This is a genomic window from Saccharopolyspora sp. 7B, from assembly GCF_020177435.1.
GTDB classification, from domain to species: domain Bacteria; phylum Actinomycetota; class Actinomycetes; order Mycobacteriales; family Pseudonocardiaceae; genus Saccharopolyspora_C; species Saccharopolyspora_C gregorii.
On the sequence record NZ_JAIUKC010000015.1, the window covers coordinates 63,250 to 88,858 of the forward strand.

General features: G+C 70.3%; 27 protein-coding genes. 6 read left to right on the forward strand and 21 right to left on the reverse strand.

Annotated elements, in window-relative coordinates:
• Positions 1–12: 12 nt before the first annotated feature.
• Together LCD33_RS03295 and nucS are read right to left on the reverse strand one after the other, a co-directional pair.
• Entirely contained in the window at positions 13–1,695 is a 1,683-nt protein-coding gene (locus LCD33_RS03295; RefSeq protein ID WP_224966743.1) for a sodium:solute symporter family protein, read from the reverse strand.
• A gap of 539 nt (positions 1,696–2,234) precedes the next feature.
• Positions 2,235–2,894: an endonuclease NucS gene (gene nucS / locus LCD33_RS03300; protein ID WP_224956421.1), complete on the reverse strand. Its 660-nt coding sequence runs from the start codon at positions 2,892–2,894 to the stop codon at positions 2,235–2,237.
• A 107-nt stretch (positions 2,895–3,001) separates the two neighbouring features.
• On the opposite strand from nucS, the gene LCD33_RS03305 reads away from it, so the two are divergent.
• The 3 genes from LCD33_RS03305 to LCD33_RS03315 all read left to right on the forward strand — a co-directional run bounded on the left by LCD33_RS03305 (position 3,002) and on the right by LCD33_RS03315 (position 5,771).
• Entirely contained in the window at positions 3,002–4,390 is a 1,389-nt protein-coding gene (locus tag LCD33_RS03305; protein ID WP_224956420.1) for an amino acid permease, read from the forward strand.
• A gap of 103 nt (positions 4,391–4,493) precedes the next feature.
• On the forward strand, positions 4,494–5,027 hold the full coding sequence (locus LCD33_RS03310) for an NUDIX hydrolase (RefSeq protein WP_224956419.1): 534 nt from the start codon (positions 4,494–4,496) through the stop codon (positions 5,025–5,027).
• A 99-nt stretch (positions 5,028–5,126) separates the two neighbouring features.
• Complete coding sequence (locus tag LCD33_RS03315) at positions 5,127–5,771, forward strand: LysE family translocator (RefSeq protein WP_224956417.1); 645 nt, start codon at positions 5,127–5,129, stop codon at positions 5,769–5,771.
• Between the two features lie 109 nt (positions 5,772–5,880).
• On the opposite strand, the gene murA is transcribed toward LCD33_RS03315, so the two are convergent.
• The gene (gene murA / locus LCD33_RS03320) at positions 5,881–7,137 is read right to left on the reverse strand and encodes a UDP-N-acetylglucosamine 1-carboxyvinyltransferase (protein ID WP_224956415.1); all 1,257 of its coding nucleotides are present in this window, start codon (positions 7,135–7,137) and stop codon (positions 5,881–5,883) included.
• 150 nt (positions 7,138–7,287) lie between these two features.
• Between murA and LCD33_RS03325 the strand changes: the two genes are divergently transcribed.
• A complete protein-coding gene (locus LCD33_RS03325) occupies positions 7,288–7,860 on the forward strand; it encodes a cob(I)yrinic acid a,c-diamide adenosyltransferase (protein ID WP_224966742.1) in 573 nt (190 codons plus the stop codon).
• Between the two features lie 4 nt (positions 7,861–7,864).
• Here LCD33_RS03325 and LCD33_RS03330 read toward each other — a convergent pair whose 3' ends face one another.
• Both LCD33_RS03330 and LCD33_RS03335 read right to left on the reverse strand, forming a co-directional pair.
• A complete protein-coding gene (locus tag LCD33_RS03330; protein ID WP_224977500.1) occupies positions 7,865–8,335 on the reverse strand; it encodes a GNAT family N-acetyltransferase in 471 nt (156 codons plus the stop codon).
• A 19-nt stretch (positions 8,336–8,354) separates the two neighbouring features.
• The gene (locus tag LCD33_RS03335) at positions 8,355–8,846 is read right to left on the reverse strand and encodes a GNAT family N-acetyltransferase (RefSeq protein WP_224956412.1); all 492 of its coding nucleotides are present in this window, start codon (positions 8,844–8,846) and stop codon (positions 8,355–8,357) included.
• A gap of 71 nt (positions 8,847–8,917) precedes the next feature.
• Here LCD33_RS03335 and LCD33_RS03340 point away from each other — a divergent pair, with 71 nt between their 5' ends.
• On the forward strand, positions 8,918–9,835 hold the full coding sequence (locus LCD33_RS03340) for a LysR family transcriptional regulator (protein WP_224956411.1): 918 nt from the start codon (positions 8,918–8,920) through the stop codon (positions 9,833–9,835).
• A gap of 101 nt (positions 9,836–9,936) precedes the next feature.
• Here LCD33_RS03340 and LCD33_RS03345 read toward each other — a convergent pair whose 3' ends face one another.
• The 12 genes from LCD33_RS03345 to LCD33_RS03400 all read right to left on the reverse strand — a co-directional run bounded on the left by LCD33_RS03345 (position 9,937) and on the right by LCD33_RS03400 (position 20,439).
• Complete coding sequence (locus tag LCD33_RS03345; RefSeq protein ID WP_224956410.1) at positions 9,937–10,389, reverse strand: DUF2550 domain-containing protein; 453 nt, start codon at positions 10,387–10,389, stop codon at positions 9,937–9,939.
• A gap of 13 nt (positions 10,390–10,402) precedes the next feature.
• Positions 10,403–10,768, reverse strand: a complete 366-nt coding sequence (locus LCD33_RS03350; RefSeq protein ID WP_224956409.1) for a F0F1 ATP synthase subunit epsilon — start codon at positions 10,766–10,768, stop codon at positions 10,403–10,405.
• 245 nt (positions 10,769–11,013) lie between these two features.
• Positions 11,014–12,447, reverse strand: coding sequence for a F0F1 ATP synthase subunit beta (atpD, locus tag LCD33_RS03355; protein ID WP_224956408.1), 1,434 nt, complete (start codon positions 12,445–12,447; stop codon positions 11,014–11,016).
• 1 nt (position 12,448) lies between these two features.
• Positions 12,449–13,372 (reverse strand): F0F1 ATP synthase subunit gamma, encoded by a 924-nt coding sequence (locus tag LCD33_RS03360; protein WP_224956406.1) that lies wholly within the window; start codon positions 13,370–13,372, stop codon positions 12,449–12,451.
• Between the two features lie 10 nt (positions 13,373–13,382).
• Positions 13,383–15,026, reverse strand: coding sequence for a F0F1 ATP synthase subunit alpha (gene atpA, locus LCD33_RS03365; protein WP_224956403.1), 1,644 nt, complete (start codon positions 15,024–15,026; stop codon positions 13,383–13,385).
• A gap of 63 nt (positions 15,027–15,089) precedes the next feature.
• The gene (locus LCD33_RS03370; RefSeq protein ID WP_224977501.1) at positions 15,090–15,920 is read right to left on the reverse strand and encodes a F0F1 ATP synthase subunit delta; all 831 of its coding nucleotides are present in this window, start codon (positions 15,918–15,920) and stop codon (positions 15,090–15,092) included.
• A 72-nt stretch (positions 15,921–15,992) separates the two neighbouring features.
• Positions 15,993–16,550, reverse strand: a complete 558-nt coding sequence (locus tag LCD33_RS03375; RefSeq protein ID WP_224956477.1) for a F0F1 ATP synthase subunit B — start codon at positions 16,548–16,550, stop codon at positions 15,993–15,995.
• 37 nt (positions 16,551–16,587) lie between these two features.
• Positions 16,588–16,845: an ATP F0F1 synthase subunit C gene (locus LCD33_RS03380; RefSeq protein ID WP_308011215.1), complete on the reverse strand. Its 258-nt coding sequence runs from the start codon at positions 16,843–16,845 to the stop codon at positions 16,588–16,590.
• Between the two features lie 62 nt (positions 16,846–16,907).
• Positions 16,908–17,687, reverse strand: coding sequence for a F0F1 ATP synthase subunit A (gene atpB, locus LCD33_RS03385; RefSeq protein ID WP_224956399.1), 780 nt, complete (start codon positions 17,685–17,687; stop codon positions 16,908–16,910).
• Positions 17,688–17,918: 231 nt separating this feature from the next.
• Positions 17,919–18,374, reverse strand: coding sequence for a hypothetical protein (locus tag LCD33_RS03390; RefSeq protein WP_224956396.1), 456 nt, complete (start codon positions 18,372–18,374; stop codon positions 17,919–17,921).
• Positions 18,375–19,550: a glycosyltransferase family 4 protein gene (locus tag LCD33_RS03395; RefSeq protein ID WP_224966737.1), complete on the reverse strand. Its 1,176-nt coding sequence runs from the start codon at positions 19,548–19,550 to the stop codon at positions 18,375–18,377. It abuts the gene before it with no gap.
• Positions 19,551–19,788: 238 nt separating this feature from the next.
• On the reverse strand, positions 19,789–20,439 hold the full coding sequence (locus LCD33_RS03400; RefSeq protein ID WP_224966736.1) for an L-threonylcarbamoyladenylate synthase: 651 nt from the start codon (positions 20,437–20,439) through the stop codon (positions 19,789–19,791).
• Positions 20,440–20,694: 255 nt separating this feature from the next.
• Here LCD33_RS03400 and LCD33_RS03405 point away from each other — a divergent pair, with 255 nt between their 5' ends.
• Positions 20,695–21,564, forward strand: a complete 870-nt coding sequence (locus tag LCD33_RS03405) for an alpha/beta fold hydrolase (protein WP_224966735.1) — start codon at positions 20,695–20,697, stop codon at positions 21,562–21,564.
• A gap of 62 nt (positions 21,565–21,626) precedes the next feature.
• Here the strand turns inward: LCD33_RS03405 and LCD33_RS03410 are convergent, their stop codons facing one another.
• The 4 genes from LCD33_RS03410 to LCD33_RS03425 are packed head-to-tail and all read right to left on the reverse strand — an operon-like array spanning position 21,627 to position 25,459.
• A complete protein-coding gene (locus tag LCD33_RS03410) occupies positions 21,627–22,586 on the reverse strand; it encodes an ABC transporter substrate-binding protein (protein ID WP_224966756.1) in 960 nt (319 codons plus the stop codon).
• A gap of 56 nt (positions 22,587–22,642) precedes the next feature.
• Positions 22,643–23,686: an ABC transporter permease gene (locus LCD33_RS03415; protein WP_224956389.1), complete on the reverse strand. Its 1,044-nt coding sequence runs from the start codon at positions 23,684–23,686 to the stop codon at positions 22,643–22,645.
• Positions 23,686–24,450 carry an ATP-binding cassette domain-containing protein gene (locus tag LCD33_RS03420; protein ID WP_224966734.1) on the reverse strand — a complete coding sequence of 255 codons (765 nt, stop codon included), beginning with the start codon at positions 24,448–24,450 and terminating at the stop codon, positions 23,686–23,688. The genes LCD33_RS03415 and LCD33_RS03420 overlap by 1 nt, the downstream gene beginning before the upstream one ends.
• Before the next feature lie 34 nt (positions 24,451–24,484).
• Positions 24,485–25,459, reverse strand: a complete 975-nt coding sequence (locus LCD33_RS03425; RefSeq protein WP_224956387.1) for a LacI family DNA-binding transcriptional regulator — start codon at positions 25,457–25,459, stop codon at positions 24,485–24,487.
• Positions 25,460–25,609: the final 150 nt, after the last annotated feature.

Below are 25,609 nucleotides of genomic sequence, written 5' to 3' on the forward strand. Positions count from 1 at the left end.
GGGTTCCTCCGGTCAGCCGAAGACGATGTTGAGCACGATGGTGATCACCAGGACGATGCCCGCCATCAAGCCGGGCTTGCGGTACCAGCCCGCGTCCTCACCCGAGTTCGAGGCCTGGAGCTTGGTCCGCGGCGTGAGCGAGTACACCAGACCGACCAGCTCGGCTTCGGGCTTCGGCCGGGTCACCACGCTCACCAGCACGCTGACCACGATGTCGACGACGAACGCGGCACCGGCACCGACGAAGCTGGCGCCCTGGCCCGGCAGGTCCAGCACCCCGGCCTCGGAGAGGCCGAACACCGCGACCGCGGAGACGGTACCCAGCACCAGGCCGAGCCAGCCCGCGGTCGGGGTCATCCGCTTCCAGAACATGCCCAGGATGAACGTGGCGAACAGCGGCGCGTTGAAGAACGAGAACAGCTGCTGCAGGTAGTCCATCAGGTTGGAGTAACCGGAGGCGATGAACGCGGTGCCGACGGCGATCACGGTGGCACCGACGGTGACCCAGCGACCCATCTTCAGGTAGTACTGGTCCGGCCGGTCCTTGGCGATGTACGCCTGCCAGATGTCGTAGGTGAAGACCGTGTTGAACGAGCTCAGGTTCGCCGCCATGCCGGCCATGAACGAGGCGAGCAGACCGGCCAGCGCCACGCCGAGGATGCCGTTGGGCAGCAGGTCGCGCATCAGCAGCAGGATCGCGTCGTTGTAGTCCACGCTGCCGGTCTCGGTCGCCTTGTAGGCGACGAGTTCCTGCACCGCGACGCCGGCGATCATGCCGGGGATGATGACGATGAACGGGATCAGCAGCTTGGGGAAGGCACCGATGATCGGGGTGCGCTGGGCCGCGGACATGCTCTTGGAGGCCATGGCGCGCTGCACCTCGACGAAGTTCGTCGTCCAGTAGCCGAAGGCCAGCACGAAGCCGAGGCCGAACACGATGCCCAGCACGCTCAGGAAGCTGTTGGTGAAGCCGGTGAGCTCGGTGCCCGGCCACGCCGAGAGCTGCTCGGCCCCGCCCGGGCTGGCGCTGATCTTCTCGACCAGGCCGTCCCAGCCACCGACCTTGTGCAGGCCGACCAGCGTCAGCGGCAGCAGTGCCGCGACGATCACGAAGAACTGCAGCACCTCGTTGTAGATCGCCGCCGACAGCCCGCCGAGCGCGGTGTAGGTGAGCACGATCGCGGCGGCCACCAGCACGGAGACCCACAGCGGCCAGCCCAGCAGCACGTTCACGATACTCGCCAGCAGGTACAGGTTGACGCCCGCGATGAGCACCTGGGCGACGGCGAAGCTGATGCCGTTGACCAGGTGGGCGGGCTTGCCGAACCGGCGCAGCATGAACTCGGGAACGCTGCGGACCTTCGAGCCGTAGTAGAACGGCATCATCACGATGCCGAGGAACAGCATCGCCGGGACCGCACCGACCCAGAAGTAGTGCATGGTCGGCATGCCGTACTCGGCGCCGTTCGCCGACATGCCGATGATCTCGATCGCGCCCAGGTTGGCGGCGATGAAGGCCAACCCCGTCACCCACGCCGGCAGCGCGCGCCCGGACAGGAAGAAGTCCAAGCTCGTGGAGACCGAGCGCCGGGCGAGATAGCCGATTCCGAGCACGAACGCGAAGTACAGCGCGAGCAGCACGTAGTCGACCGCACTGGCATCGAGCCGCAACTCTTCTTGGGCTAGCACGTCCACGGCTACCCCACCTCCAGACCCAACAAAGTCCAACGATAATCACCACCCGATCGGCGGCAGACGGACACTACCGCACAGTGGGACCACTCACACTGGACCGATACCAATTCGTTGAGCGTCACCTTTCGGAGGTATCGACACTCCCCCGAGCAGCGGAAACATCACGGACAGTCAGCCGCAGCAGCGGCACCGGAAACCCACCACGAACCGACGCCGAACCAACGCGGACGGTGAATCCACCACGCCGCACCGGACCAGTCCACAGGAGAAAACGGAAATCAACCCGAGCCGCCGGAGGCGCACCGAGCCGGTTCGCGCACCGGCGGAGCGCCGGGGCGGGCGGTGCGCGCAGGTGGGCCGCCGAACCCGGCCGGCCACGCCGAACACCGGCCGTCGACACGGCCGGCAGGACGAGGAGCAGGAGCGGAGGCGCGGAGCGCTAGGCTGATCATGCCTCCAGTGTTCCGCGCCCCACCGCGGAAATCATCACTCAGCGGAGTGAACACACGTTCGAAAGTCGGGTTTCACCCGGTGGCGGATCAGAACAGCCGGAACTCGTCCGGCTCGATCCCGCGCAGCTGGTCGTAGTCCAAGGTCACGCACCGGATGCCGCGGTCCTCGGCCAGCGTCCGCGCCTGCGGCTTGATCTGCTGCGCGGCGAACACGCCCGTCACCGGGGACAGCAGCGGATCCCGGTTCAACAGCTCCAGGTAGCGGGTCAGCTGCTCCACCCCGTCGATCTCGCCGCGGCGCTTGATCTCGACCGCGACGCTGGAACCGTCCGAATCCCGGCACATCAGGTCCACCGGACCGATCGCCGTCGGGAACTCGCGGCGCACCAGCGACCACCCGTCGCCGAGCGTCGTGACGTGCTCGGCCAGCAGTTGCTGCAGGTGCGCCTCGACGCCGTCCTTGACCAGGCCCGGTTCCGGGCCGAGCTCGTGCTTGGAGTCGTGCAGCACCTCTTCGAGGCTGATCACCAGCTTCTCGCCGGCCTTGTTCTGCACCGTCCACACGCCGGGATCCTCGATGAGCCAGCACGGCGGGCTCATCCAGTTCAACGGCTTGTAGGCGCGGTCGTCGGAGTGCACCGAGACCGAACCGTCCGCCTTCACCAGCAGCAGGCGCTGCGCCATGGGCAGGTGCGCGGTGAGGCGGCCGACGTAATCGACCTTGCAGCGAGCGATGACAAGACGCACCCGGCACAGGGTACGGGCGACGATCACGATGTCGAGCACCCATGCCGGTTCAGGGCAGGCGAACCTTCGAAAGATCACCAGTCGCACCGGGTCTACCGTGCGTTCCCGTGTCGTACGCCCAGCTGTTCACCCGAGTCAAACCGGTCGAGCGCCTCGCCGACGACGGCTCGCACACCGCGCTGCACCGCACGCTCGGACTCGTGCCGCTCATCGCGCTGTCCGTCGGCGCGACCCTCGGCACCGGCATCTTCGTGGTGCTCGCCGAAGCCGCGCCCGCCGCGGGCCCGGCCGTCGTCGTGTCGTTCGTGCTGGCCGGTCTCGCCGCGCTCTGCTCCGCGCTGTCCTACGCCGAACTGGCGGGCAGCGTGCCCGTCTCCGGATCGGCCTACTCCTACGCCTACGCCACGCTCGGTGAACTCGTCGCCTGGATCTGCGGCTGGTGCCTGCTGCTGGAGTACGGCGTCTCGGTGGCCGCGGTCGCCGTCGGCTGGGGCGGCTACCTCAACGAGTTCCTGCGCGGCACCATCGGGCTCACCCTGCCCGACGCGCTGTCCGCGCCACCCGGTGAAGGCGGCGTGGTCAACGTGCCCGCCGTCATCGTGGTGCTGCTGGCCACCGCCGTGCTGATGATGGGCGTGCGGGAGAGCGCCGCCGTCACCACCGCCACCACGCTGCTGAAGATCGGCGTGCTGGTGTTCTTCGTCTGCGTGGCGCTGACCGCGTTCCGCTCGGACAACCTCACCCCGTTCGCGCCCGCCGGCATCGCCGGGATCTCCGCCGGGGCGTCCGCGGTGTTCTTCTCGTTCATCGGCTTCGACGCCGCCTCCACCGCGGGCGAGGAAGCGCGCAATCCGAAGCGGGACCTGCCGCGGGCCATCATGATCTCGCTCGCGATCGTCACCCTCGTCTACGTCGTGGTCGCGTTCGCCGCCGTCGGCGCCGTCGGCACCGACGTGCTCGGCGGGTCGGACGCCTCGCTGGCCACCGCGCTGGAGATCGTCACCGGCCAGGGCTGGCCCGCGGTGCTGCTCGCCTTCGGCGCCGTCGTCGCCATCGCCTCCGTGGTGCTCACCGTGCTGTACGGGCAGACGCGGATCCTGGTGTCGATGTCCCGGGACGGGTTGATGCCCGCCAAGCTGTCCGCGGTCAACCGCCGGGCCGTGCCCGCGCACAACACCATGATCGTCGGACTGCTGGTGGCCGCCCTCGCCGCCGTGGTGCCGCTGAGCAGCCTCGCCGACGCCACCAGCATCGGGACGCTCGTCGCGTTCGGCGTCGTCAACATCGGCGTCATCGTGCTGCGCCGGCGCAAACCCGACCTGGAGCGGTCCTTCCGCACCCCGCTGATGCCGTGGGTGCCGCTGCTCGGGGTCGCGCTGTGCGCCTACCTGATCCTCGGATTGGACCGGGTGACCTGGCTCGTCTTCGCGATCTGGATGGTGGCGGGGCTCGCCGTGTACCTCGGGTACGGGCTGCGGCGGTCCAAGCTCAACTGAGCCCGGGTCGACGGGAAGGGAACCTTCCGCGCAGCCATGACCGGAAGGTTCCCTTCCGCACACCGCGCGACCGGCGCGCGGCGGGGCGGTGGACGATGGTCGGATGCGCATGACGAGCAGCCGCGAGGTGTACGCCAACGCGTGGATGACCGTCCGGGAGGACGGCATCCGCCGCCCCGACGGGTCCGACGGCATCTACGGCGTGGTGGACAAACCGGACTACGCGTTGATCATCCCGCTGGACGGCGACCGGATTCACCTGGTCGAGCAGTTCCGCTACCCGCTCGGGCAACGCCGCTGGGAGTTCCCGCAGGGCACCGCGCCCGACCGCGCCGAAGTCGAGACCGCCGAACTCGCCGCCCGCGAACTGCGCGAGGAAACGGGCCTGCGCGCCGAGCGGCTCACCGAGCTGGGACGCCTGGACGTGGCGCCGGGCATGTCCAGCCAGCGCGGTCGCGCATACCTGGCGACCGGGCTCACCGCGGGCGAGCACGAACGGGAACCGGAGGAGCAGGACATGCGGGCGGCGTGGTTCGAACGCGCCGAGTTCGAGCGGATGATCCGCGGCGGCGCGGTCACCGACGCCCAATCCGTGGCCGCCTACCAACTGCTCTGCTTGCACGAACGGGGGGTTTGACCGGTATCGCACCGGTCCCGGTCACGCGCGGCTGTGGCGCCCGTCGCGGGCGCCCGGAATCACGTGACGGAACCCGCCCCGGCTCCTTATCCTGCGCTGGTGCCAGCTCAACTCGTGCCCTTCGTGCTGTTCGTGATCGTGGTGACCCTCGCCCCCGGGCCGGACATGGCGCTCGGGCTGCGCAACAGCATCCGCGGCGGCTCGACCGGGATGTGGTGGACCGGGCTCGGCTGCTGCGCCGGCCTGCTGGTGCACGCGGCGATCTCGGTGGCGGGGCTCTCCGCGCTGCTGGCGGCCTCCGCCGTCGCCTACACGGCGCTCAAGCTCGGCGGCGCCGCCTACCTGGTGTGGCTCGGCGCGACGACGCTGTGGAAGAGCATCCGGAACCGGCACGAGGCGCCCGCGGCGGCGCTGCCGGAACCGCGGCCGGTCGCCGGGGGGCTGACGCGGCGCGCGGCGTTCCGGCAGGGCCTGGTGAGCAACGTGCTCAACCCGAAGATCATCCTGCTGTTCCTGACGCTGCTGCCGCAGTTCATCTCGCCCGGCGAACCGCGCGCGCTCACCTCGATGATCCTCACCGTGGCGTTCCTGGCCGTGGCGCTGGTGTACTGGCGGCTGGCGTCCTGGCTGGTCGGCGGCCTGCGCGAACTGCTCAGCCGCCGGAAGGTGAAGCTCGCGCTGGAACGCGCCACCGGCACCGTGATGATCGCCCTAGGCCTCCGGGTGGCCTTCGAGAGCGGCTGATGCAGACTCCACTTCGGCCACGTGGTGCTCGGGTGGCGGAACCTCAGCGGCGGCCGAACCGCGGAGCCGTCGGGAGCTGCTGAGCCGCGAGGAGTCCGCCGCCGGTCGGTCAGTCCGTGACGCGCTCGATGTAGGCACCCAGGCTGCGCAGGTTCTCCACGAAGTTCGGATAACCCCGGTCGATGTGGAACACGTCCCACACCTCGGTCACGCCGTCCGCGCACAACCCGGCCAGCACCAGGCCGACCCCGGCGCGGATGTCCGACGCCCACACCGGGGCGCTGGAGAGCCGCTCCAACCCGCGCACCACCGCGTGGTGCCCGTCGGTGCGCGCGTCCGCGCCCATCCGCACCAGTTCCTCGATGAACCGGAAGCGGGACTCGAACAGGTTCTCCGTGATCATCGACGTGCCGTCGGCCACCGCCGACAGCGCCAGCGCCATCGGCTGCAGGTCCGTCGCGAACCCCGGGTACGGCAGCGTCACGTAGTCCACGGCCAGCGGGCGGCGGTCCGCGACCACGCGGAACTCCTCATCGCCCACCACGACCTCGGCGCCCGCGCTGCGCAGCTTCTCCAGCACCAGGTTCACGTGGTGCGGGTCCACCCCGCGCACCTTGATGTCTCCCTGGGTGGCCACCGCGGCGAACGCCCAGGTGGCGCCGACGATGCGGTCGCCGATGACGCGGTGCTCCACCGCCTTCAGCGAGGTCACCCCGTGCACGGTGAGCGTCGAGGTGCCCGCGCCCTCGATCTTCGCGCCCATCTGCTGGAGCATCACGCACAGGTCGACGATCTCCGGCTCCCGCGCCGCGTTGTCGATCATCGTGGTGCCTTCGGCGAGGACCGCGGCCATCAGGATGTTCTCCGTGGCGCCCACGCTCGGGAAGTCCAGCCAGATCTGGGCGCCGCGCAGGTTCTCCGCCTCCGCCACCACCGCGCCGTGCTCGATGTGGCTGGTCGCGCCGAGCTGCCGCAGCCCGCTCTGGTGCATGTCCAGCGGACGCGAACCGATCGCGTCGCCGCCCGGCAACGTCACCACGGCCTTGCGGCACCGCGCCACCAGCGGGCCCAGCACGCACACCGAGGCGCGCAGCTTGCCCATCGACGGCGACACCGCCTCGTGGCTGATCTCCGCGGGCGTCGTGATGTACGCGGTGCGGCCCTCGATGGCGACCTCGCAGCCCAGGCTGCGCAGCACGTCGCCCATCAGCGGGACGTCCAGGATCTCCGGGCAGTTGGTGATCGTCGTCGTGCCCTCGGCCAGCAACGCGGCCGCCATCAGCTTCAGCACGCTGTTCTTCGCGCCGACCACATCGACTTCGCCGACGAGGCGCGCCCCGCCGTGCACGCGGAAGTGCTCACTCACGAACAGCAGGTTACGGGCCGGGCGCCGCCCCGTCCGTGGCGGGTGCGCCGGGCCGCGGCCGTGCGATGAAGGGAACCTTCCTGCCACCGGTGACCGGAAGGTTCCCTTCATCCCACGATCAACCGGCGCGCAGCACCTACCCTGGAAGGCATGGCCGTACACCTGACGAAGATCTACACCCGGACCGGCGACGCCGGCACCACGCGGCTCTCGGACAACTCGCAGATCAGCAAGACCGATCCGCGGCTGGTCGCCTACGCCGACGTGGACGAGACGAACTCGGTGCTGGGAGTGGCGCTGGCCACCGCGAGCTTCGACGCGGCGATCGTCGAGGTGCTGCGGACCGTGCAGAACGACCTGTTCGACGTGGGCGCCGACCTGTCCACCCCGGTGGTGCCGAACCCCGAGTTCCCGCCGCTGCGGGTCACCCAGGACTACATCGACCGGCTCGAAGGCTGGTGCGACGAGTACAACGCGCAGGTGCCGAAGCTGAACTCGTTCATCCTCCCCGGCGGCACCCCCGGCGGTGCGCTGCTGCACCAGGCCCGGTGCACGGCGCGGCGGGCGGAGCGCTCTGCGTGGGCGTTGCTGGAGGTCGACGCCGAGCGCAGCAACGCGCTCGCCGCCAAGTACCTGAACCGGCTCTCCGACCTGCTGTTCATCCTCGCCCGCGTCGCCAACCCGGACGGTGACGTGCTGTGGCGCCCGGGCGGCGGCGCCTGACCGGTCACAGCCGCTTGGCGAAGCACACCGAATCTGGATCGCCGCGGTACGGGCCGAACGCCGGGATGCCGGAGTAGCCCGCCGAGCGGTACAGCGCGATGGCCTCCGGCTGCCGGTTCCCGGTCTCCAGCAGGATCCGCTTGTGCCCGGCCGCCGCGGCCCGCTCCTCCAGCTCGGCCAGCAGCCGCCGCGCCAGGCCGCGGCCCCGCGCGCCGGGCGACACGTACATCCGCTTGAGCTCGACGTCGCCGTCCGCGAATTCCGACTCCGCCGGGTCGTACACCCGCCAGCCGCCGATGGCGACCGGTTCCGCCGCGAGGTAGCCGAGCAGGAACGTGCCGCGCGGGGCGCTGAACTGCCCGGAGTCGATCGGTGTCTCGTCCCGGCGCCCGTAGCGGCCCACGTACTCCTGCTGGACCTCCTCGATCAGCCGCTGCGCGTCGGGATGGTCGAACTCGGCGATCTCGATGTGCATGCGACCAGCTTAGGAGCGCTCAGCCCAGCACCTTCTCGAACCAGTGCCGGGCGTACTCGTTGTCGTTGTAGGCGGGGATCTCCGCGTAACCGGCCGAGCCGTACAGGGCGCGCGCGGCGTGCAGCTCGGCGGCGGTGTCCAGGCGCACCACTCCGCACCCCAGCTCCGCCGCGCTGCGCTCCAGCTCGGCCAGCAACGCCCGGCCCGCGCCGCGACCGCGCAGCACCGGGGAGATCCACATCCGCCGGATCTCCGCGATGCCGGGCTCCAGCACCCGCACCGCGCCGCAGCCCCGCACCGCGCCCGCCGCGTCCCGGACCAGCAGGAAGCGGCCGCGCGGCGGCGCGAAATCGCCCGGTTCCGGCGGGGCCGCCCGGCCCGGGTCGAACCCGGCGGGGAACACCTGCGCCAGCTCGGCGACGTACTGCTCCAGCGCGGCCGTGGCGTCCGCACCGGCGATCGATTCGGCGGTGATCGTGAACCGGCCGCTGTCCGGGGTCGCGTCCATCATGCGCCCAGTCTTTCCGAGCCGAAGCCTTCACCGCCAGTTACTCCGGCTTCCGATGGCTAAAGTGGAGCTTCATGGACCCGGTGAAGTTGCTGCTGCTGTTGGCGTTGCGCGAGGGCGGCAGCGTCACCCGTGCCGCCGAGCTCACCGGGCGCACCCCGCCCGCGGTGTCCCAGCAGCTCGCCCGGCTGGAGCGGGAAGCGGGCACCGCGCTCGTCGAACGCCTCCCGCACGGCGTCCGGCTCACCTCGCTCGGGGAGCAGCTCGCCGAACGCGCCGACCGGATCGCGCACGCCCTGCGCGGCGCCGAAGCGGACCGGGCGCGGCACCTGCGGCTGCACCGCACCAGGCTGCGGCTCGGAGCCTTCCCCACCGCGGGCGTGCGGCTGCTGCCCGAAGCCCTGGCCGCGCTGAACCGGCTGCACCCGGACAGCGAGCTGTCCGTCGTGGACCTCGGCCCCACCGAGGGCAACGCGCTCGTCGCCGAACGCGAACTGGACCTGGCGCTCGTCGCCTCCTACGGCGAACCGCTGCACCCGCCCGCCGGGGTGCGGCTGGTGCCGCTGCTCGACGACCCGGTGCTCGCCGTGCTGCCCGAACGCCACCCGGCCGCCACCGGTGGATCCCCGCTGGTGCTGCGGGACTTCGCCGCCGACGCGTGGGCGTGCGCGCCGCGGGAACTGCCGAACCGGCGCCAGCTCGACGACCTGGCCCGCACCGCCGGGTTCACCCCGCACGTCCCGTTCGAATCCGAGTCGTACGCCGTCGCGCAGGCCGTGGTGTCCGCCGGAGTCGCCGTCGCCTTCCTGCCGCGGCTCGCCATCGGCGACGTGCCGGGCACCGTCACCCGGGAACTCGACGAGTCCGCGCTGTTCCGGCGGGTGCACGCCGTGCTGCCCGCGCACTCCCCCACCGAGCTCGCCGAGGTGTTCCTCGGCCTGCTGCGCGACGTCTGCGCCGAACACGGCGGCACCGCGCACCCGGTGCGATGAAGGGAACCTTCCGGTCACCGGTGACAGGAAGGTTCCCTTCCTCCGGACCCGGCGCGCGAAAAAGCGCCCCCTCCGAAGAGGGGGCGCTGGACGCTGCGGGCTCAGGAAGCCCAGGGCACGGAACGCCCGGGCGGAGCGGACTCCAACCAGGACAGGAAGCCGGTGAGCGCATCCGCGCCCATCGCGACCTCGATCTCCTCGCCGCGACCGGTCAGGTGCAGCACGGTGGCCGCCTGCGGCAGCGCGTACACCTCGGACGCCGAGGGCTCGCGGCGGGTGGCGATCTCCACCTCCCGGCGGTTCACCACCCAGTTCGGGCCGGAACGCAGGCTCAGCACCCGGTACCAGGTGAACTCCTCACCGCGGTAGTGCGCGACGCCGAGGTGCCAGCCCCGCCCGCGGTCGTCGGTGCGCAGCCGCAGCGCCACGTCGATTCCGCCGGCGCGCAACTGCTGCAACCGCCGGCGCGCGGCCAGCACCACGCTCAGGGCCGCGGCCGCCAGGAGCAGCACCAGCCCGAAAACGATGATCGACCACACGCCCGCGGAGCCCATGTTCTGCGGCCCGTCAGACCGACTGCCCGGCCGCCCGAAGTCGACTCAGCGCTCTCGTGCGCGCTTCCTCGTCGTCGCTCTTGGCGTCGGCGCGGGCCTGCGCGACGTCGATCTCCTGGGCGAGTTCGGCCGACTCGGCGAGGACGCTGACGCCATCGGCGGTGACGGACAGGAATCCGCCCTGCACGGCGGCGGTGACGGTGTCGCCATCGGTCGTGGTGATCTTCACGACGCCACCCTCGACGAGCTGGCCGAGCAGCGGCTCGTGCCCCGGCAGGATGCCGATCTCGCCTTCGGTCGTCTGGGCCACGACGGTGGTCGCCTCACCGGACCACAGGCGGCGCTCGACAGCGACCAGCTGGACGGACATGTTGGCCACGCGCGTCTCCTTTGTCGGGTGTACAGCCCGCAGTCTAGCCAACGCCAGGCGGGCCCTGGTGACGGGCCGAGCAGGGCCGCGTCACATCCGGAGGGGTGCGAGCAGGGGAACCTTCCGATCACGGGTGACCGGAAGGTTCCCTTCCTCGGGGAAGGGCGAAAAAGAAGGCCGGGGCCCGTGACCGGACCCCGACCCGCTGCCGGTGGGTCTTCGCCGCGGTGGTGCACCGCGACGAAGACCAGGGCTCACTTCTCGGTGAGCTTCTTGTAGGCCTGCTCCAGGTCCTCCAGACCACCGATGGACAGGAAGGCCTGCTCCGGGTAGTGGTCGAAGTCGCCCTTGCAGAGCTTGTCGAACGCCTCGATGGTCTCCTTCACCGGCACGAAGGAGCCGTCCTGGCCGGTGAACTGCTTCGCCACGAAGAAGTTCTGGGACAGGTAGCGCTGGATGCGCCGCGCCCGCTGCACCGTCACCTTGTCCTCTTCGGACAGTTCGTCCATGCCGAGGATGGCGATGATGTCCTGCAGCTCCTTGTACTTCTGGAGGATCCGCTTGACCTCCTGGGCGACGCGGTAGTGCTCGTCGCCCACGACGGCCGGGTCCAGAATGGTGGAGCTGGAGGTCAGCGGGTCGACCGCCGGGTAGATGCCCATCTGCGAGATCGGCCGGGAAAGCTCCGTCGTCGCGTCCAGGTGGGCGAAGGTGGTCGCCGGCGCCGGGTCGGTGTAGTCGTCCGCGGGCACGTAGATCGCCTGCATCGAGGTGATCGAGTTGCCGCGGGTCGAGGTGATCCGCTCCTGCAGCTCACCCATCTCGTCGGCCAGCGTCGGCTGGTAACCCACCGCGGAAGGCATCCGGCCCAGCAGGGTGGACACCTCCTGACCCGCCTGGGTGAACCGGAAGATGTTGTCGATGAACAGCAGCACGTCCTGGTTCTGGACGTCGCGGAAGTACTCCGCCATGGTCAGCGCCGACAGGGCGACCCGCATGCGGGTGCCCGGCGGCTCGTCCATCTGCCCGAAGACGAGGGCGGTGTCGGCGAGCACGCCGGACTCCGCCATCTCGACCCAGAGGTCGTTGCCCTCACGGGTGCGCTCGCCGACGCCGGCGAACACCGAGGTGCCACCGAAGTTCTTGGCGACGCGGCGGATCATCTCCTGGATGAGCACCGTCTTGCCGACACCCGCACCGCCGAACAGGCCGATCTTGCCACCCTGCACGTACGGGGTGAGCAGGTCGATCACCTTGATACCGGTCTCCAGCACCTCGGTGCGGCCTTCGAGCTGGTCGAACGCCGGAGCCTTGCGGTGGATGGACCAGCGCTCGGCGTCCGAGGCGTAGCCCGGCTCGTCGAGGCAGTGCCCGAGGGCGTTGAACACGTGGCCCTTGACCACGTCGCCCACCGGCACCGAGATGCCCTCGCCGGAGTCGCGCACCGCGACGCCCCGGACGAGGCCCTGGGTCGGCTGCATCGACACGCAGCGCACCACGCTGTCGCCGAGGTGCTGGGCGACCTCGAGCGTCAGCGTCTTCGCCATGGCCTCGGCCGTGATGTCCACGGTGAGGGAGTTGTTGAGGTCGGGCACCTGGTCGCGCGGGAACTCGACGTCCACGACCGGGCCGAGAACCCGGACGACGCGGCCGGTGCCAGTAGCCGTGCTAGTGGCAGTCGCAGTCATGTCACTCACTTCCTGCTGACGAGAGCGCCTCGACACCACCGACGATCTCGCTGATTTCCTGGGTGATCTGGGCCTGGCGGGCCTGGTTGGCCTCACGGCTGAGGTTGCGGATCAGTTCGTCCGCGTTGTCCGTGGCCGCCTTCATCGCGGTACGACGCGCCGCGAAGACGGACGCCGCCGAGTCCAGCAGCCCGGCGAAGATCCGGGTGTTGATGTACTTCGGCAGCAGGGCGCGGAACAACGTGTCCGCGTCCGGTTCGAAGTCGTACACCGACCGCGGCTTCTTCGGCTCGTCGGAGTACTCGACCTCCAGCGGGGCGATCCGCGTGACGGTCGGCCGCTGAGTCAGCATCGAGACGAACTCGGTGTGCACCACGTGCAGCTCGTCCACGCCCAGCGTACCGTCCGGCCCGCCGTCGTCGGGGTAGTCGTCGGCGCCCGCGAGGAACGCCTTGACCAGGGTCTCCCCCACTTCGGCGGCGTCCGAGTAGGCGGGCTTCTCGGCGAAGCCGGTCCAGCTGGCCGCGACCGGGCGCTGGCGGAACCGGTAGTACGCGTCGCCCTTGCGGCCGATCACGTACAGCACCGGGGTCTTGCCCTGCTCGCGCAGCAGGCTCTGCAGCTCCTCCGCCGCGCGCAGCACGTTGGAGTTGTAGCCGCCGCACTGGCCGCCGTCACTGGTCACCACGAGCACCGCGGCCCGCTTCGGGTTGTCCCGCTCCACCAGCAGCGGGTGGTCCAGCGAGCTCGCGCCTGCCAGCTCGGACAGGGACTTGGTGATCTCGGCCGCGTACGGCCGGGACGCCTCGACCCTGGTGCGGGCCCGCATGATGCGGGAGGTGGCGATCAGTTCCTGCGCCTTGGTGATCTTCCGGATCGACTTGACCGACCGGATGCGGTCTCGCAGTTCTCGAAGATTGGCCATGGCTACCCGGTCACTTCTTCGGGGCGGGCTTGTTGACCTGGACGGTTTCCTTGCCCACCGCGTTCGCGTCCATCGCCTCGGCGTCGGCCTCCTGCGTGAGCGAGGTGCCGTCGGAGGTCGTGAACTGCTTCTTGAACTCCTCCACCGAGTCCACGATCAGCTTCTGGCCGTCGTCGGAGAGCTTCTTGCTCTCGACGATGTCCTTGAGCAGCGACTCGTGGGTCCGGCGCAGGTAGGCGAGGAATTCCGACTCGAAGCGCCGCACGTCGTTCACCGGAACGGTGTCGACGTGGCCCTTCGTCCCCAGGAACAGGGACACGACCTCTTCCTCGACGGGCAGCGGGTCGCCTGCGCCCTGCTTGAGCAGCTCCATCAGGCGGGCACCGCGGTCCAGCTGCGCCTTCGACGCGGCGTCCAGGTCCGAGGCGAAGGCGGAGAACGCCTCCAGCTCGCGGAACTGCGCCAGGTCGATCTTCAGCGAGCCGGTGACCGACTTCATCGCCTTGATCTGCGCGGAACCACCGACGCGGGACACCGAGATGCCGACGTCGATCGCGGGGCGCTGACCGGAGTTGAACAGGTCCGACTGCAGGAAGCACTGGCCGTCGGTGATGGAGATGACGTTCGTCGGGATGTAGGCCGACACGTCGTTCGCCTTGGTCTCGATGATCGGCAGACCCGTCATCGAGCCGGCGCCCATCTCGTCCGACAGCTTCGCGCAACGCTCCAGCAGGCGGGAGTGCAGGTAGAAGACGTCACCGGGGTAGGCCTCGCGGCCCGGCGGGCGGCGCAGCAGCAGCGAGATCGCGCGGTACGCCTCGGCCTGCTTGGTGAGGTCGTCGAACACGATCAGGACGTGCTTGCCCTGGTACATCCAGTGCTGGCCCAGCGCGGAGCCCGCGTACGGCGCCAGCCACTTCAGACCCGGCGAGTCCGAGGCGGGGGCGGCGACGATGGTGGTGTACTCCATCGCGCCCGCGTCCTCGAGGGACTTCTTCACGCCGGCGATCGTGGAGCCCTTCTGGCCGATCGCGACGTAGATGCAGTGCACCTGCTTGGCAGGGTCACCGCTGTCCCAGTTGCCCTTCTGGTTGATGATCGTGTCGACCGCGACCGTGGTCTTGCCGGTCTTGCGGTCGCCGATCAGCAGCTGGCGCTGGCCGCGGCCGATCGGGGTCATCGAGTCGATGGCCTTGATGCCGGTCTGCATCGGCTCGGCGACGCCCTGGCGCTGCACGACCGTGGCGGCCTGCAGTTCCAGCGCGCGCTGGCTCTCGGCCTTGATCTCGCCGAGACCGTCGATGGCCTCGCCCAGCGGGTCCACCACGCGGCCGAGGAAGCCGTCGCCGACCGGCATGGACAGCACCTTGCCGGTCCGCTTGACCTCTTGGCCCTCTTCGATGCCCGCGGACTCGCCCAGGATGACCGCGCCGATCTCCTGAGCCTCCAGGTTCATCGCCACGCCGTAGACGCCACCGGGGAACTCCAGCAGCTCTTCGGTCATCACCGAAGGCAGGCCCTCGACATGGGCGATGCCGTCACCGGTATCGGTGACGACGCCGACCTCCTCGCGGCTGACCTCCGGGGAGTAGCTGGAGACGTACTTCTCGATCGCACTGCGGATCTCGTCCGACGAGATCGTCAGCTCCGCCATGTCTCGTTCCTGCTCTCGGTTCGTTCTGGAAGGAAGTTCGTGTCCGGGCCGCGGCCCCCGCCGTCAGTCGGCGAGGTCGCGCCGGAGGGACTGCAGGCGCCCCGTGGTCGTCCCGTCGATGACCTCGTCACCGACCTTGATCAGCAGGCCGCCGCCGACCGCAGGATCCACTTCCAGGTGGACCGCGATGGGCCGCGAGTAGATCCGCTGCAACGTGGCCGCGAGCCGCTGCTGCTGCTGCTCGGTCAGTTCGACGGCGGACCGCACGTGCGCCACCGAACGCTCCCGGCGCTTCGCCGAGAGCTCCGCGAGCTCCTCCAGGCCTTCGCTGACGTGTCCGCCGTGCGGGTGCGCCACCAGCTGGCGCACCAGGGCCTGGGTGACCGGTTCGACCTTGCCGCCGAGCAGCTGGTCGACCAGCGCGGTCTTGCCGTCGGGGGCAGCGGCCGGATCGGCCAGCAGCCGCTCCAGCTCCAGTTCGGCGCCGATGATGCGGCCGATGCGGAACAGCTCGTCCTCGACCGCGTCCAGCCGGCCCGCCCGTTCCGCCTGCACCAGCAGGGCGACCCGGGCCAGCCGCTCCAGACCTCCGACCAGGTCCTTCGCGCTCGACCAGCGGGAGCGGACGGCTTCGACCACCACGGGCAGCGCCCGGGCGCCGAGCTTGCCGGCCAGCAGCTGCTTGGCCAGTTCCTCCCTCGAACGGGGTTCGGTGGAGGCGTCCGCCAGCGCCCGGCGCAGGGTCGACTCACGACCCAGCAGGGCGGCCACGCCGAACAGTTCGTCGGCGAGGCCGGTGATCTCCGCGGCCCCGGCCCCGTCGGTGGCCTGCAACAGCTGCAGCTCGGTGGCTGCCAGCGCATCGCGGCTCGCGGCGTTCACGAGGGTGCTCAACTCTCCAGGGCCTTTCGTTCTGGGGGAACCTTCGGGGACCACATCATGTGCGTGTCCATCGCACCGGCTCCGTCAGGACCTGCTGGACCCGGACGGTGCCGACGTGGATTCCAGTTCCTCCAGGAACCGGTCCACGGTGCCGCGGCGACGGGTCTCGTCCTCGAGGGACTCACCGACGATGCGACCGGCCAGATCCACGGCCTGCCGGCCGAGGTCGCCGCGCAGCTCGGCGACGATCTGCGAGCGCTGCGCGGCCAGCTGGTTCTGGCCTTGCGTGACGATGCGCTCCGACTCGGACTGCGCCTGCGCGCGCATCTCCTCGACGATCTGCTGGCCCTCGGCCCGCGCGTCGTCCCGGATCCGCGCCGCTTCGGCACGTGCCTCGGCCAGCTGCGACTTGTACTGCTCCAGCGTCCGCTGCGCCTCGGCCTGGGCCTGCTCGGCGCGGGCGATGCCGCCTTCGATCCGCTCGCTGCGCTCCGCGTAGAGCTTCTCGAAGCGCGGCACCGCGTACTTCCACAGTACGAAGAGCAGGATCAGGAAGGCGATCAGGCCGACGACGATCTCGGACGGCTCGGGGATGACGGGACTGTGCCCGCCCTCGGCCGCCAACAGCATCTGTGTCTTCACCACGACGTCTCCCAACGCTTTCCAGCCGTGAACAAGATCAGGCGGCGGAGGCGATGAAGTACACGACCAGGCCGATCAGGGCGAGCACCTCGACCAGGACGAAGGAGATCCAGGCGATGCCCTGCAGCTGGCCCTGGGCCTCCGGCTGGCGGGCGGTGCCGTTGATGACCGCGGCCCAGATCAGGCCGACGCCCACGCCCGGGCCGATGGCGCCGAGCCCGTAACCGATCGCGGCCAGACCGGGGTTGATGTTCCCAGCGGTTTCAGCGGCCTGCGCAAGAACGATGTTGCTCACTTTCACTACCTTTCAACTCGGTCCGCGCGAGTCGGCGCGGATCGGAGGTCTTGGTCTTGCTCTCAGTGCTCCTGGGCCAGCGCACTGCCGATGAAGTTCGCGGTCAGCAGCGCGAAGATGTACGCCTGGAGCACCTGGATCAGGGCTTCGACGAACGTCAAGGCAATGGAGAAGGCGAAAGCGACGATGGAGACCGGCTTCAACCCCGCACTCGCCTCCATGAGCAGGTACTCCCCGCCCAGGGTGAACACCAGCAGGATGAGGTGACCGGCGAACATCGCGGCGAACACCCGGATCGCCAGCGCGACCGGCTGAGCGATGAACTTCTGGAAGAACTCGATCGGCGACAGCAGCAGGTAGATCGGCTTCGGCACGCCCGGGGGGAACATGACGTGCTTGAAGTAGCCGAGGAATCCGTGCCTGGCGAAACCGACCGTGTGCATCACCACGTACGCGACGATGAACAGCGCGATCGGGAACCCGATGCGCGACATCGTGGGGAACTGGATCAGCGGGATGATCCCGAAGATGTTGTTCACCAGGACGAACGTGAACATCGCGAAGATCAGCGGGACGAACTTGCGGAAGTCCTTCGCCCCGATCTGCTCCCGCGCGATGTTGTTGCGGCTGAACTCGTAGAGGAACTCCGCGACGAACTGGGACTTGCCCGGTACCAGCTTCAGGTTGCGGGTCGCCATCACGAAGTACGCGCCGACGATCACCACCGACAGTGCGATCAGCACCATCGGTTTGGTTACGCCGCCGAAGATCGGCGGGAGGTCAAAAGCATCGGCACCCGGCGGTACGAACTGTCCGCCTTGGGCCAGCACCAGCGCGCCCAACTGGGCTCCTTCCGGTTCTCCCGAGGTTCACACCACCGGGGGAATCGTCATGATTTGCACGTAACGTACCCGATACGCGATCTGGCACGTTCGCCGACCCCACCCTAGTGAGCGCGAATACGTTCAGTAAGAGGTGGACGGTCGCCACACTGATGGGCGACCTGGCCGAAGCGGACAATACCAGCGGGTAACAAGTTTCGGGAAGCTACCCGCTGCAGATCAGCGACACCGTCACTGACCAGGAACGATGGTCGGAATCTTGGTCTTGCGGAAGGCAACGACCTCGGCTCCGGCCCACACCATGATGGTGGCCAGCATGGTGAGCGCCAGCGATGTCGGATGCAGCGCGTCGACCCCGCCCAGCAAGGTCATCACGATGAGTAACACCAGCATCTTGCCGACGTACCCGCCGAGCGCCACCGCCATCACGAACATCGGGTGCAACCCACCCGTCCAGCGCATCAGGAAGATCGTCAGCAGCGACGACCCGAACGCCACCGCTCCGCCCACCACCGCGCCGAACGCACCGGTCGCACCGACCAGCACCGCGGACACCACGACTCCGAGCAGCACCGTCACGGCGCCCGGCACCAGCGCGGTGCGCAGCATGGCGTCGGCCAGCTTGCGCACCGTCGCAGCGTGCGGGTTCTCCGCGGACTGCTCGGTGGACTGCTCGGTCTCGCTCATTCAGGCCCCTCGATCGGATCGCCATCGTCCGGCCATTCTCGGAATCAGCGAAATGATAGCTGCCGCCACCACGCCCAATCCGGCGACCCAGCCGACGACGGCCGCGCTGAACAGCGTCAACGACACCGCACCGAACGCGAGCACGCCCGCCCACAGGTAGATGAGCAGCACCGCGCGGCGCTGCGAGTGCCCGATCTCCAGCAATCGGTGGTGCAGGTGCATCTTGTCCGCGTGGAACGGGCTCTTGCCCGCCGCGGTCCGCCGCACCACCGCCATGATCAGGTCGAGCAGCGGGACGAACAGCACCGCGGCCAGCACCAGCAGCGGCGACAGCAGCGCCAGCAGGTCCTTGCCGCCGAAGCCCGCGTAGTCCGCCTTGCCCGACGCCGAGGTGCTCGCCGTCGCCAGCATCAAGCCGATCAGCATCGACCCCGAATCACCCATGAAGATCCGCGCCGGCTGGAAGTTGTACGGCAGGAAACCCATGCAGGAGCCGGCGATCGACGCCGCGATCAGCGCCGGCGGGTAGGCGGTCACGTCGCCGCCGTGCTGCTGGAGCAGGCTCAAGCAGAACGCGCAGGTCGCGCTGGCCGCGATCAGGCCGATGCCGGAGGCCAGCCCGTCCAGGCCGTCCACGAAGTTCATCGCGTTGATCATCGTGACGACCAGCAGCACCGTCAGCAGCTGGCCCTGGTTGCTGTTGAGCACCATCAGCTGGCCGATGTGCCCCTCGTCGCCGCCCCACGGCACCCAGAAGCCGAACCACTGCACGCCGAACAGGACCAGGATCCCCGCCGCGGTCACCTGCCCCGCGAGCTTGGTCAGCGAATCGAGTTCGAAGCGGTCGTCCAACGCGCCGACCAGCACGATCAGCCCACCGGCCACGATCGCGGCGGCGGCATCGTTGGAGAAGTCGAAACCCCGCGACAGCGCGGGCAGGTTGCTCGCCAGGAACATCGCCGCGAGCACCCCGCCGAACATCGCCACCCCGCCCATCCGCGGGATCGGCGTCAGGTGCACGTCGCGCTTGCGCGGGTAGGCGACCGCGCCCACCCGGATCGCCAGCAGCCGGACCAGACCGGTCAGCAGGAACGTCACCGCCGCCGCGGTGAGCAGAACGAGCAGGTATTCGCGGACGGGCAATCCCGCCGGCGCCCACAGAGGTGCGTTGTCCATGGCGGCTCTACCCTCGCGGGGCGACGGCCCGCGGAAGGTCGATGTCCGGCCACCGGAACGGCGTCTTCAAGCTCGGCGCTCCTCATCGCTGTCCACGTTGCGCATCCGGGTGCTAACGCTATCGGCAAACAGCCGCGCCACGACCACCGGTCCGGATCAGCGAAGATCGTCCGTCCTGTCCGCCTCCTCCCGCTCCCGGCGAACTCCTCACCGCGGGAGCGGGACGGGCGGACAGCGGTCAGGCGAGCGGTTCGACCTCGACGCCCAGGACCTCGGTGAGCTGCTCCAGGGTGATCTCACCCTGGCGCAGCACGCGCGGCGCCGCCTGGGTCAGGTCCACGATCGTCGAGGCGACCGGCTCCCCGGTCGGGCCGCCGTCCAGGTAGACCTGCACCGAGTCACCGAGCTGGTCCTGCGCCTGCTGCGCCGTCGCGGGCGGCGGGTTGCCGGTGCGGTTCGCGCTCGACACCGCCATCGGGCCGACCTCGCGGAGCAGGTCCAGCGCCACCGGGTGCAGCGGCATCCGCAGGTTCACCGTGCCGCGGGTGTCGCCCAGGTCCCAGGCCAGTGACGGCGCCTGCGGCAGGATCAGCGACAGGCCACCCGGCCAGAACGCCTCCACCAGCGCGCGGGCCTGCTTCGACACGGACTGGACCAGGCCGTCGATCGTCGACCACGAGCCGACCAGCACCGGGACCGGCATGTCGCGGCCGCGGCCCTTCGCCGCCAGCAGCGCACCCACCGCCTCCGCATCGAAGGCGTTCGCGCCGATCCCGTACACGGTGTCGGTGGGCAGGACCACCAGGCCACCTGCTCGGACGGTGTTGGCGGCGGCGGCGAGACCGGATTCCCGGCCGTCCGGACGGTTGCAGTCATACGCGGTGCTCACGCTCCGAATCCTGGCACGCCCCGCGCGCAGCACGGCGGGTGGTGCCCGTCCGCACCGGCGCGGGCCTATCCTGCCGAGTAACACCGGCGCCCCCGCACGAGATCTGAAGGGGTGCGCCCGTCCCCGGCGGAGTCGTCGCCCCCAGCACGCTCGAACGCGGCCACGCGACGGACCCGCCCACGTCTGCTCGAACGATCGGCAGGTCCGCGTCGCCGCACCGGACTGCCGCACGCCGGTCCCGAACAAGGAGTACAGATGACCGCCCCGCCCCAGGGTGTCGAGGTCGACCACGTCGAGTTCCCTGCCGGCAAGATCCGCTACTACCGCGCGGGAGCCTCGGGGCCCGCGATCGTGCTGCTGCACGGCGGCGGTCTGGACAACGCGATGCTGAGCTGGCGGCACGCCATCCCGGTGCTCGCCGCCGACCACCGGGTCTACGTCCCCGACCTGCCCGGCCAGGGCGGCAGCCTCCCGTGGCACGGCCGCGCCAACCAGCGCACCTGCGAGGAGGTGCTGCGCTGGCTGCTCGACGCGTGGGGAGTGCGGGACACCATGATCGTCGGGTTGTCGCTGGGCGGCAGCATCGCCACCGGCTTCACGCTGCGGCACCCGCGGCGGGTGCGCGGCCTCGTGCTCGTCGGCTCCGGCGGGCTCGTGGCCCGGCTCGACCGGCACCTGCTCAGCTACCTCGCCACCCGCGTCGACCTCATCGGCACCACCGGCGCGAAGCTGCTGGCGCGGCACCGCGGACTGGCCCGCCGGATGCTGGCGAAGCGGCTGTTCACCGGCGACCGTCCGGTGCCCGACCTGGAGAGCATCGTCGACGAGGTCGCCGCCGAAGCCGCGCAGCGCGACTCGGTGTTCGCCGACTGGCAGCGGGACTCGCTGGGGCGGCGCGCCATGCGCGTCAACCACGGGCCGCACCTCGACCAGCTCCGCTGCCCCGTGATGTTCATCCACGGCGAGCAGGACTCGGTGGTGCCCGTCTCCTCGTCGCGGCAGGCCGCCACCGCCATCTCCGGCGCGCAGCTGCACGTGATCCCCGGCGCCGGGCACTGGCCGAACCGGGAGAAGCCGAACGAGTTCAACGCGCTGCTGCGCGAGTTCGTGAACGCGCGGGCGTGAGGGGGGGAAGGGAACCTTCCGGTCATCGGTGACCGGAAGGTTCCCTTCATCGCACCCCCTCGTCAGCAGGTGGCGCGGTAGAAGTGCTGCGCCTGCTGCTCCATCGAATCCCGGGTGAGCGCGATCATGTCGGTCTTCGTCTCCCGCTCCACCGGCTCGCCCTTGATGGCGGCGATCGCCCGGTTCACGCCCTCCCGGCCGATCTCGGCGGGGTTCTGCGCGATGAGCGCCTGCACCCGCCCGCTGCGCAGGTCGTCGACCTGCTTGGGGCTGGCGTCGAAGCCGACGAGCTGCACCTGACCGGACCGCCCGGCGTTGGCGAGCGCGGTGCCCGCCCCCTCACCGGTGTTGAGATTGGTGCCGAACACGCCCACCAGGTCCGGGTTGGCGGCCAGCGTCGCGGACACGATCTGCGCGGCGGTGGCCGGTTCGTTCTCGGTGTACTGCGTGGGCAGCAGCTTCAGGTTCGGGTGCTTCGCGATCTCCTCCTCGAAGCCGCGGGCCCGCTCGTCGGTGGTGGAGGTGCCCGCCTTGGTGTTCAGCGCCAGCACCGAACCGGGCCGGTCCCCGACGAGCTCGGCGAGGGTCTGCGCGGCCAGCACGCCGCCCGCGTGGTTGTCCGAGGACAGCGAGCTCACCGCGATCGACCGGTCCTCCAGCGCGGTGTCGACCTCCACGACCTGCACACCGTTGTCCTTCGCCTGCTGCAGCGGGGTGGCGAGCGCCTTGTCGTCGGTCGGCGCGATGATCACCGCACCGGGCCGGGAGCTGACGACGCCGTTGAGCAGCTGCGCCTGCTCGGCCTGCTCGAACTTCTCCGGGGCTTGCGCGTTGAGCTCGTACCCGGCGGCCGCGGCCGCCTCCTTCGCCGCGCACTCGATGGAGACGTAGAACGGTTCCCCGCGCATGCCGGTCAGCAGCGCCAAGTTCTTGTTGCCCGGCTCGGTGGCCGCTCCCCCGCCGTCCCCGATCTGCCCGGATCCGCAGCCCGCGAGCAGAGCGCCCGCCGCCAGCACGACCATCACCTTCGACTTGATCTTCACTTGTTCCTCCACACACCGTTGTGCTGCAAAGCGGGTCAGCGGCTGCTGCGCGCCCGGCGGCGCCGCTGGTCGAGCCAGACGGCGGCGACGAGCACGGCACCGACCGCGATCGGTTGCCAGAACGGCCGGACCCCGGCCATGACGAACCCGGCGTCGAGCACGGCGGGGATGAACACGCCGATCACGCTGCCGAGGATGGTGCCCACGCCGCCGAACAGGCTGGTCCCGCCGAGGACCACCGCGGCGATGGCGTTGAGGTTGTCGTTGCTGTGACCGCTGATCGTCGTGGTGCCGAAGTAGGCCAGCGACATGAACCCGGCGAGCCCCGCCAGCACCCCGGTCAGCGCGTACACCGCGACCAGGTGCCTGCTGACGTCGATGCCCGCGCGCCGCGCCGCCTCCGCGTTGGAACCGATCGCGTAGGTGTGCCTGCCGAACCGGGTGGTGTGCAGCGCCCAGCCGGCCAGCAGGGTGACCGCCGCGGCCAGCAGCACCAGGTTCGGCACCACCCCGAACGAGGTGCCGGTGCCGAAGGTCTCGCGCAGCGCCGCGGGCACGGTCCGCACGTCGATGCCGTTCGTGAGCAGCTGCGCGGCGCCGAGAGCCGCGCCGAACGAGCCGAGCGTGACGATCAGCGCCGGTACCTTCGCCACCGCCACCAGCAGCCCGTTGAGCACGCCCCACGCGGCACCGCCGAGCAGCGCCACCACCAGCCCGACCGCGATCACACCCCACCCGGCACCGGTGGCGTCGCCGCCGCTGACCGCCTCCATCGTCTGCGCGGACACCACCCCGGCGAACACCAGCACCGAACCGACGGACAGGTCGATGCCGGAAGTGATGATCACGAAGGTCATGCCGACGGCCAGCATCAGCAGCGGCGCCGCCTGCACCAGCAGCGTCTGCAGGTTGAACAGGGTCGGGAAGGCGTCCGGGCGCACCGCGCTGAACAGCACGCACAGCGCCACCAGCACCAGCCCGGTCCACAGCGTCGGCGAGGCGGCCAGCCGGGCGCGGAAGCCCTTCGGGGTCTCGGCGAGCTCTCCGGTGACCTCGGAGTTCGGTGTCGTCGCGGGCATCAGCTCTCGTCCTCCTGGGTCAACGCCCCGGTCATGGCGCCCACGAGCTCTTCCAAGCTCACGTCGGCGGCGCGGAAGCGGGCGACGCGGCGGCCCAGCCGCAGCACCTCCACGCGGTCGGCGACCGACCGCACCTCCGGCATGTTGTGGCTGATCAGCACCACTGAGATCCCGGTGTCGCGGACGCGGCGCACCACGTCGAGGACCCGCTCCCGCTGCACCACGCCGAGCGCGGCGGTCGGTTCGTCGAGGAACACCAGCTTGTCCGCCCAGGCCACCGAGCGGGCCACCGCGACGCTCTGCCGCTGGCCGCCGGAGAGCGCGCCGATCGGCACGTCCAGGTCCGGCAGCGAGACGCCGAACGTGGCGAACTGCTCGGCGGCGCGGCTGCGCATGGCCTTCTTGTCCAGCATCCCGAGCTTGCCGAGCAGGCCGGGGCGGCGGATCTCCCGCCCCAGGTACAGGTTCGCCGCCGGATCGAGGTCGGGAGCCACCGCCAGGTCCTGGTAGGCCGTCTCCACCCCGTGCGCGCGGGCGGCGACCGGCGAGTCCAGCTCCACCGGTTCGCCGGAGATCAGGACCTGCCCGGAGTCCGGGCGCTCCACACCGGACAGGCACTTGACCAAGGTGGACTTCCCGGCGCCGTTGTCGCCGATGAGGGCGACCACCTCGCCGGGGTGGACGGTGAACGAGGCGCCGCGCAGCGCTTCCACGCCGCCGTACCTCTTGGTGAGTTCGCGTGCTTCCAGCAGCGGTTCGGACATCAGACCTTCCCGGGTTCGAGGGGGTGGTTCCGGTTCACGCCGACACCTCGCCGGATCCGCGCGCCAGCAGCCGCGTCGGCAGCACCAGCCGCCGCGGCGGGGCGGTGTCGCCGCCGAGCCGCGCGTACACCGCCCGCGCCGCCGAAGCGCCCAGCTCCCGCACGTCGTAGGTGATCACCGTGATCGGCGGGTCCAGCAGATCCGCCAGTTCGAAGTCGTCGAAGCCGACCAGCGCCGGGCGCGCCACCCGGCCCGCCAGCGCCCGCAGCGCGTGCACCGTGATCCGGTTGTTCCCCGTGACCAGCGCGGTGGCCGCGCGCAGCGGCCCGGCCAGCGCGTCCGCCACCGACTCCGCGGTGTGCGGCCCCATCCGCACCAGCTCGGCGTCGAACGGGACACCGGCCTGCGCGCAGCCCTCGCGGAACCCGCGGAGCCGCTCCGCCGCGGTGCTGATGCCCGGCGCGTCCCCGAGGAACGCGATGCGCCGGTGCCCGTGCTCGGCGAGGTGCCGTGCGGCCAGCGCGGTGCCGCCCACGTTGTCGACCAGCACCGTGTCCGCTTCCACCCCGCCCGCCGGCCGGTCCACGAACACCACCGGGGTGCCGGTGCCGACCTCCCGCGCCAGGTAGCCGTGCCGGTCCCCCGCGGGCACCACCAGCAGGCCGTCGACCCGGCGGGACAGGAATTCCAGCACCAATTCCCGCTCCCGCGCCGGATCCTCGCCGGAAGAACCGGTCAGCACCTGGGCGCCCTGCGCGCTCACGACCTCTTCCACGGCGCGCGTCAACATCGAGTAGAACGGATTCGCCACGTCCTCCAGGACGAGGCCCACGATTCCGGTCTCGGCACCACGCCGCAGATTTCGCGCCCCCAGGTTGCGGCGGAAACCGAGCTGGTCGATCGCGACGAGAACGCGGGACGCCGTGCCCGGATGCACCCCGCGCTCCCCGTTGACCACCCGAGACACCGTTTTGATGCTCACCCCGGCGAGGCGCGCCACATCGTTCATCGTGGCGCGCCGAACATTCCCGGAATCAGACAACGTTGTCATGATCTGGCGGATTCCACCGGGCCGGGCCAGCGGTGTCAATGCTCGACCGCACCGCTGCATACCGACGGGCGCAGAAATGCGGCCGAACGGCGCAGCGGAACCGCGGAA

Coding starts and splice junctions, on each gene's coding strand:
- LCD33_RS03310 (WP_224956419.1), top strand. CDS start 4,494: ATGCGCATGACGAGCAGCCGCGAGGTGTACGCCAACGCGTGGATGACC.
- LCD33_RS03325 (WP_224966742.1), top strand. CDS start 7,288: ATGGCCGTACACCTGACGAAGATCTACACCCGGACCGGCGACGCCGGC.
- LCD33_RS03330 (WP_224977500.1), bottom strand. CDS start 8,335: ATGCACATCGAGATCGCCGAGTTCGACCATCCCGACGCGCAGCGGCTG.
- LCD33_RS03335 (WP_224956412.1), bottom strand. CDS start 8,846: ATGATGGACGCGACCCCGGACAGCGGCCGGTTCACGATCACCGCCGAA.
- LCD33_RS03340 (WP_224956411.1), top strand. CDS start 8,918: ATGGACCCGGTGAAGTTGCTGCTGCTGTTGGCGTTGCGCGAGGGCGGC.
- LCD33_RS03345 (WP_224956410.1), bottom strand. CDS start 10,389: ATGGGCTCCGCGGGCGTGTGGTCGATCATCGTTTTCGGGCTGGTGCTG.
- atpD (WP_224956408.1), bottom strand. CDS start 12,447: ATGACTGCGACTGCCACTAGCACGGCTACTGGCACCGGCCGCGTCGTC.
- LCD33_RS03360 (WP_224956406.1), bottom strand. CDS start 13,372: ATGGCCAATCTTCGAGAACTGCGAGACCGCATCCGGTCGGTCAAGTCG.
- atpA (WP_224956403.1), bottom strand. CDS start 15,026: ATGGCGGAGCTGACGATCTCGTCGGACGAGATCCGCAGTGCGATCGAG.
- LCD33_RS03390 (WP_224956396.1), bottom strand. CDS start 18,374: ATGAGCGAGACCGAGCAGTCCACCGAGCAGTCCGCGGAGAACCCGCAC.
- LCD33_RS03395 (WP_224966737.1), bottom strand. CDS start 19,550: ATGGACAACGCACCTCTGTGGGCGCCGGCGGGATTGCCCGTCCGCGAA.
- LCD33_RS03405 (WP_224966735.1), top strand. CDS start 20,695: ATGACCGCCCCGCCCCAGGGTGTCGAGGTCGACCACGTCGAGTTCCCT.
- LCD33_RS03410 (WP_224966756.1), bottom strand. CDS start 22,586: ATGGTCGTGCTGGCGGCGGGCGCTCTGCTCGCGGGCTGCGGATCCGGG.
- LCD33_RS03415 (WP_224956389.1), bottom strand. CDS start 23,686: ATGCCCGCGACGACACCGAACTCCGAGGTCACCGGAGAGCTCGCCGAG.
- LCD33_RS03420 (WP_224966734.1), bottom strand. CDS start 24,450: ATGTCCGAACCGCTGCTGGAAGCACGCGAACTCACCAAGAGGTACGGC.
- LCD33_RS03425 (WP_224956387.1), bottom strand. CDS start 25,459: ATGAACGATGTGGCGCGCCTCGCCGGGGTGAGCATCAAAACGGTGTCT.